Source organism: Kitasatospora sp. NPDC127116 (assembly GCF_042677365.1).
Taxonomy (GTDB): domain Bacteria; phylum Actinomycetota; class Actinomycetes; order Streptomycetales; family Streptomycetaceae; genus Kitasatospora; species Kitasatospora lactacystinica.
Window position 1 is genome coordinate 1 of sequence record NZ_JBHXTL010000007.1, and the last position, 6104, is coordinate 6104.

General features: G+C 72.8%; 5 protein-coding genes. 1 reads left to right on the top strand and 4 read right to left on the bottom strand.

Annotation, left to right across the window (positions count from 1 at the left end):
* Positions 1-159 precede the first annotated feature (159 nt).
* The 4 genes from ACFVHV_RS04470 to ACFVHV_RS04485 all read right to left on the bottom strand — a co-directional run bounded on the left by ACFVHV_RS04470 (position 160) and on the right by ACFVHV_RS04485 (position 5010).
* The gene (locus tag ACFVHV_RS04470) at positions 160-1530 is read right to left on the bottom strand and encodes a S53 family peptidase (RefSeq protein WP_359913771.1); all 1371 of its coding nucleotides are present in this window, start codon (positions 1528-1530) and stop codon (positions 160-162) included.
* Between the two features lie 209 nt (positions 1531-1739).
* Complete coding sequence (fabG, locus tag ACFVHV_RS04475) at positions 1740-2498, bottom strand: 3-oxoacyl-ACP reductase FabG (RefSeq protein ID WP_359913768.1); 759 nt, start codon at positions 2496-2498, stop codon at positions 1740-1742.
* Between the two features lie 99 nt (positions 2499-2597).
* The gene (locus tag ACFVHV_RS04480) at positions 2598-3797 is read right to left on the bottom strand and encodes a thiolase family protein (protein ID WP_380348735.1); all 1200 of its coding nucleotides are present in this window, start codon (positions 3795-3797) and stop codon (positions 2598-2600) included.
* A gap of 49 nt (positions 3798-3846) precedes the next feature.
* Entirely contained in the window at positions 3847-5010 is a 1164-nt protein-coding gene (locus tag ACFVHV_RS04485) for an acyl-CoA dehydrogenase family protein (protein ID WP_380348737.1), read from the bottom strand.
* Between the two features lie 173 nt (positions 5011-5183).
* Between ACFVHV_RS04485 and ACFVHV_RS04490 the strand changes: the two genes are divergently transcribed.
* Entirely contained in the window at positions 5184-5912 is a 729-nt protein-coding gene (locus ACFVHV_RS04490) for a TetR/AcrR family transcriptional regulator (protein ID WP_380348739.1), read from the top strand.
* Positions 5913-6104 lie beyond the last annotated feature (192 nt).

The following is a 6104-nucleotide window of genomic DNA, read 5'->3' on the forward strand; positions in this document are numbered from 1 at the left end:
GGGCCCACCGGCGGGGAACGGCGGACGGCGGACGGACGACAGCAGACGGAAAACAGCGAACAGCTGACAGATTTCGAAATCTGTCAGCTGTTCGCTGTCATCTGTTACCAGTCATCTGTTACCGGTCACCTGCCACTCGCGACCCGGCGACCGGTCGGCTCATCGGCCGGCGATCGCGTGCACGAACTTCGCGCCGTCGATGGTGCCCAGGCCGCTGGCGAGGTCGTAGCCCTCGGCGGCGTTGTAACCGGTGACGCCGTTCCAGCCGTTGTCGCCCTGCTTGACGTCCACGATGCCGCTCCACTTGCTCGGCAGCAGGTTCATGCCGTACAGGCGCCAGTTGAGCTGGCCGAGGCGGTGGCCGGCGAGCTGGTCGGCGAGTGCGACGACGCCCGAGAACAGCGGGGTGGCCTCGCTGGTGCCGCCGGTGAGGTGCCAGCCGACCGAGGTCGGGTCGTAGGACTCGTAGGTCCAGGCGGCGCCGTCCACGGCCGCGCTCATGCTGATGTCCGGGGTGCCGCGGTGGTTGCCGGTGACGTTGGCGACGCCGGCCTGGTACCACGGGCGCTCGAAGATGCCCGAGACGCCACCGCCGCCGGCGCCGGACTTGTCGTGCCACACCTTGTCGGGCGCGGTGCGGTTGCCGGAGTCGTCCAGGGTGAGCTGGGTGCCGCCGATGGAGGTGACCAGCGGGTCCGAGGACGGCCAGGAGTTGACCTTGTACGGGTACAGGTCGCTGCCGTTCTCCTGGGCGTCGGTGGCGCCGTTGTCGCCGGAGGCGGCGAGCACGGTCACGTTGTGGTCGGCGGCGGCCTGGAAGGCGTACCGCAGATCGGTGAGCGACTTGAAGTCGCCCTTGTCGTAGCCCGGGAAGGTGTTCTCGGTGGCGCCGAAGCTCTGCGAGATGACGTCGGCGCGGCCGGCCTTGATGAGGGCCTTCTCGGCGTCCATCATCTCGGGCAGGCCGGTGGTGCCCTCGGTCTCGGCGACGCCGGTCTCGACCAGGATGATGTGGGCGTCGGGGGCGATCGCGTGGGCGTACTCGACGTCCAGGGTGGTCTCGCCGGCCCAGCCGGTGTGGTCGGGGTTCTTCGGGTCCCAGGTGGGGACGTTGCCCCACTTGACCACCTCGACGTTGGTGTCCGGGATGCCCCACTGCTTGTCGAAGACCTCCAGGTCGTGCTGGATGGTCGGCGAGCCGAAGGAGTCGACGATGACGATCGTGCGGCCCTTGCCGGTGATGCCCTCCTGGTACAGCGGGTTCAGGTTGTAGGCGGCCCGGTACTGGAGCGGCGAGTAGCAGTGGATGCCGACCTGGCTGACGCACTGGGTGGTGCTCAGCGGGGCGGGGCGGCCCTGGGCGCTGTGCTGCCCGAAGGAGGCGGGGCGGACGTGGACGCCCGTGAGGTCGTGGGCGGGGGAGGCGATCGCGGTACCGGCGGCCGGTACGGCGACGGTGCCGGCCGTGAGGGCGGTGGCCCCCACGGCGAGAAGGGCCAGGGCGCGGCGGAGGGTGGCGGGGCTGCCCATGGGGCTCCTTGGGGCGCAGGGCCTGACCTGGTTCGGTCGGGTCGGTCCGGCCATCCCATCGAGAGCCGCATGATCATGCCATAGTCAATTGGTGGGGTCGTATGATCAAGGGCATGGTCATGCTCGGCCACACGAAAAGGTAAAGGCCGTCCCAGGGGAAAGTAACTCCCCACCTGGGACGACCTGATGACGACGCGTCAGGAGGGCGGCTAGCGCGCCCCGCCGTTGACGTACAGCGTCTGCCCGCTGACGTAGGAGGCCTCCTCGCTGGCCAGGAAGGCGACGACCGAGGCGATCTCCTCCGGCTGCCCGACCCGGCGCAGCGGCGTCCGGGCGGCGACCTCGCCCTGGTGGTCCTCGGCGCTGCTGCCGACCCGTTCGGCGGTGGCCGCGGTCATCGCGGTGGCGATGTACCCGGGCGCGACGGCGTTGACGTTGATGTTGAACGGGCCCAGCTCGATCGCCAGGGTCGCGGTGAGGCCCTGGATGCCGGCCTTGGCGGCCGCGTAGTTGGCCTGGCCCCGGTTGCCGAGGGCGGAGCGCGAGCTGAGCGAGACGATCTTCCCGTACTTCTGCGCCACCATGTACTTCTGTGCCACGTGGCTGCAGTTGTACGCGCTGGTCAGGTTGACCGTCAGCACCGCGTCCCAGTCGGCCTTGGGCATCCGGAAGAACAGGTTGTCCCGGGTGATCCCGGCGTTGTTGACCAGGATGTGCAGCCCGCCGAGGTCCGCCGCGACCTGGGCGAACACCGCCTCCACGGCGTCGTAGTCGGCCACGTCGCAGCCGTACGCCCGTGCGGTGCCGCCCTTGGCGGTGATCTCGGCGACCGTCCCGGCCGCCCGCTCGGCGGTGAGGTCGACGACGGCGACCGCCGCGCCCTCCTCCGCCAGCCGGCGGGCGGTGGCTGCCCCGATGCCCTGCGCCGCGCCGGTCACCACGGCGACCTTGTCCGCGAACCGCGTCATGTGAACTCCTCGGTGGTTGGGATCGACAGTCGACAAGTTGACGGTCGACAAGTTGACGGTCGACGAGTTGACGGTCGACGAGCGGTGGACCACGGATGGTCAGACGTTCTCGACCAGCACGGCCGTTCCCTGCCCCACGCCCACGCACATGGTGGCCAGGCCGCGCCGGGCACCGGTACGGCGCATCCGGTGCAGCAGGGTGGTGAGGATGCGGGCGCCGGAGCCGCCCAGCGGGTGGCCGAGCGCGATCGCCCCGCCGCTGGGGTTGACCACCTCCTCGGCCTGCTCCGGTCCGAAACCGATGGCGTCGGCGGAAGCCAGCGCCTGGGCGGCGAAGGCCTCGTTCAGTTCGGCGGTGTCCAGATCGGCGAGCGACCAGCCGGCCCGCGCGAGCACCTTCGCCGTGGCCGGCACCGGACCGATGCCCATGACGTCCGGGTGCACCCCGGCCGAGGCGCCGGCCACGTACCGGCCGAGCGGCTGGAGCCCGAGGTCGCGCAGCGCCTCCTCGCCGACCAGGACGAGCCCGGCCGCGCCGTCGTTCATCGGCGAGGCGTTCCCGGCGGTGACCGTGCCCCCGGCGCGGAACACCGGCTTGAGGCCGGCGAGCTTCGCCAGGCTGGTGTCCTCGCGGATGCCCTCGTCCCGGCTCACCGTCACCCCGTCCGGCCGCTCGACCGGGACCAGTTCGGCGTCGAAGTGCCCGTCCTTGCGGGCGGCGCCGGCCCGCTGGTGGCTGCGCAGCGCGAAGGCGTCCTGGCGCTCCCGGTCGATGCCGTACCGGGCGGCCACCTCCTCGGCGGTCTCGCCCATGCCGAGCACGCCGTGCAGTTCGGCCATCCGCGGGTTGGTGAGCCGCCAGCCGAGCCGGGTGTCGAAGGTCTCCATCCGGTGCGGCAGCGCCTCGTCCGGGCGGGGCAGGACGAAGGGGGCGCGGGTCATCGACTCGCAGCCGCCGGCCAGCACCACGTCCGCCTCGCCGGAGCCGATGGCCCGGGCGGCGAGGGTGACGGCCTCCAGGCCGGAGGCGCAGAGCCGGTTGACGGTGGCTCCGGGGACGGTCTCCGGCAGGCCGGCCAGCAGGACGGCCATCCGGGCGGCGTTGCGGTTGTCCTCGCCGGCCTGGTTGGCGGCGCCCCAGTAGACGTCGTCGATCCGGGCGGGGTCGAGCGCGGGGACGTCGGCGAGCAGGGCGCGCAGCACGGTGGCCGAGAGATCGTCCGGGCGGACCGTGGCGAGCGCGCCGCGCAGCCGGCCGATGGGTGTGCGGCGGGCGGCGGCGAAGTAGACGGGACGCACGTCGTCGGGCTCCTTGTCGGGTGGCGGGGCGGGGGTGTCCGTGGCGGGTTCAGAAGGCGTTGACGCCGGTCAGGGCGCGTCCGATGAGCAACTGGTGGATCTGGCTGGTGCCCTCGTAGAGCGTCATCACCCGCGCGTCGCGCAGGTACTTGCCGACCGGGTACTCGTCGATGAAGCCGTAGCCGCCGAAGACCTGGAGCGCGTTGTTGGCGGCCCGCACGGCTGCCTCACTGGCGTACAGCTTGGCGACGGAGGACTCGGTGGCGAACGGCAGGCCGCGCTCGATGTGGTCGGCGACCTTCCAGGTGAGCAGCCGGGCCGCCTCGACGTCCACGGCGATGCCGGCCAGCAGTTCCTGGACGAGCTGGTGCGCGGCGATCGGCTTGCCGAACTGCTCGCGCTCGCCCGCGTAGCGGACGGCGGCCTCCAGGCAGGCCCGGGCGATGCCGACGCAGCCGGCCGCCACCGACATCCGGCCCTTGGCCAGGGCGGCCATCGCCACCGTGAAGCCCTTGCCGACCTCGCCGAGCCGGGCGGTGTCCGGCACCCGGACGTCCTCGAAGGAGAGCCCGGCGGTGGCCTGGCCGCGCAGGCCGAGCTTGCCGTGGATCTCGGTGCGGGTGAAGCCGGGCAGGTCGGTGGGGACCAGGAAGGCGGTGATGCCCCGGTGGCCGCGCTCCTGCGGTCCCTCGCCGCCGGTGCGGGCGAAGACCAGCGCGACGTCGGCCCAGGTGCCGTTGGTGATGAAGGTCTTGGCGCCGCTGATCAGCCAGTGGTCGCCGTCCCGGACGGCCCGGGTGGTGAGGTTGGCGGCGTCCGATCCGGTGCCCGGCTCGGTGAGCGCGAAGCAGGCGAGGGACTCGCCGGAGGTGAGCCGGGGCAGCCAGTGCCGCTTCTGCTCCTCGGTGCCGAAGGTGTTGACGGACTTGCCGACCAGGCCGAGCGAGACCGAGACGATCCCGCGCACGGCCGAGTCGCCGCGCCCGAGCTCCTCCAGTACGAGGCAGTACGCGAGGTGGTCGCCGCCGCTGCCGCCGTACTCCTCCGGGATGGTCAGTCCGAGGAAGCCGACCTTCGCCAGCTTGCCGACGATCGCCCGGTCGACGGACTCGGCGCGGTCCCACTCGGCGGCGTACGGGACGATCTCGCGGTCGGTGAAGGAGGCGGCGAGGTCACGGACGGCGCTCTGCTCCTCGGACAGCTCCAGGTTCACGGCGGCTCCCGAATCCGGTGTCCCGGGCCCGGTACGGGGTCCGGGCCGATTAAACTAGCGCTGCAAGTTTTATGAGGGCGACTGTAGCCCCGCCCGGCCCGCGCTGGGAAGGGGCGCCTGCCAGAATCGGTCCCCGACACACCCGACCGGAGGAACCGGAGGAACCCGCCGCGATGGCCCGTCCACGCACCCCGCTGCTCAGCCGCGAGCGCATCGTCGCCGCCGCACTGCGGCTGATCGACGACGAGGGGCTGGACGCCCTCTCCACCCGCCGACTCGCCACCGAGCTGTCCGTCAGCGGGCCCTCGCTCTACAACCACTTCGCCACCAAGGACGACCTGCTGGACGCGGTGGTGGACAGCGTCATCGGCGAGGTCGACCTGTCGATGTTCGGGACCGCCGCCGGGGCCGCGGGGGACGCCGGGGCGGCGGGGGACGCCGGGGCCGCGGGAGCCCTGGGGGCCGCGGGAGTTGCTGGGAGAACAGGGAGCGCCTGGCCGCAGGCGCTGCGCGACTGGGCGCGCTCCTACCGCGCCGCGCTGGCCGCCCACCCCAACATCGTCCCGGTCCTGGCCCAGGGCCCCGGGCGCCGGCCGAACGCGCTGCGGCTGGCCGACGCGGTCTTCGGCCACCTGGTCGAGTCCGGGTGGCCCCGCGGACAGGCGACCAGGATCGGCGCGCTGATGCGCTACTTCGTCACGGGCTCGGCGCTCGCCTCCTTCGCGGCCGGCTTCCCTGCGGACGCCGAGGTCTACGACGCGGCCGACTACCCGCACCTCGGTGAGGCGCACCGGCTGGCCGGGCACCGCGGGACGGTGGACGAGGGCGCCTTCGAGACCGGGCTGGAGGCGCTGCTCGACGGGCTCGCCCTGCGCTACGCCAGGCTCGCCGAGCGGCCCTGACCCGTCGGGACGCCCCGCCGCGCGATGCCCTGCCGGACTTCCCCCTTCGCCGTGCCGGCCCGCTGCGCCGTGCGGGCCCGGCCCCGCGGAAACGACGCGGCCCCCGCACCTCCGCGCCCCGAGCCCGCCGGGCGGGGGGCGGCAGGCCCACGGGCGGCGCAGAATCACAACAACGAGAGCCAGCGCCCCCAG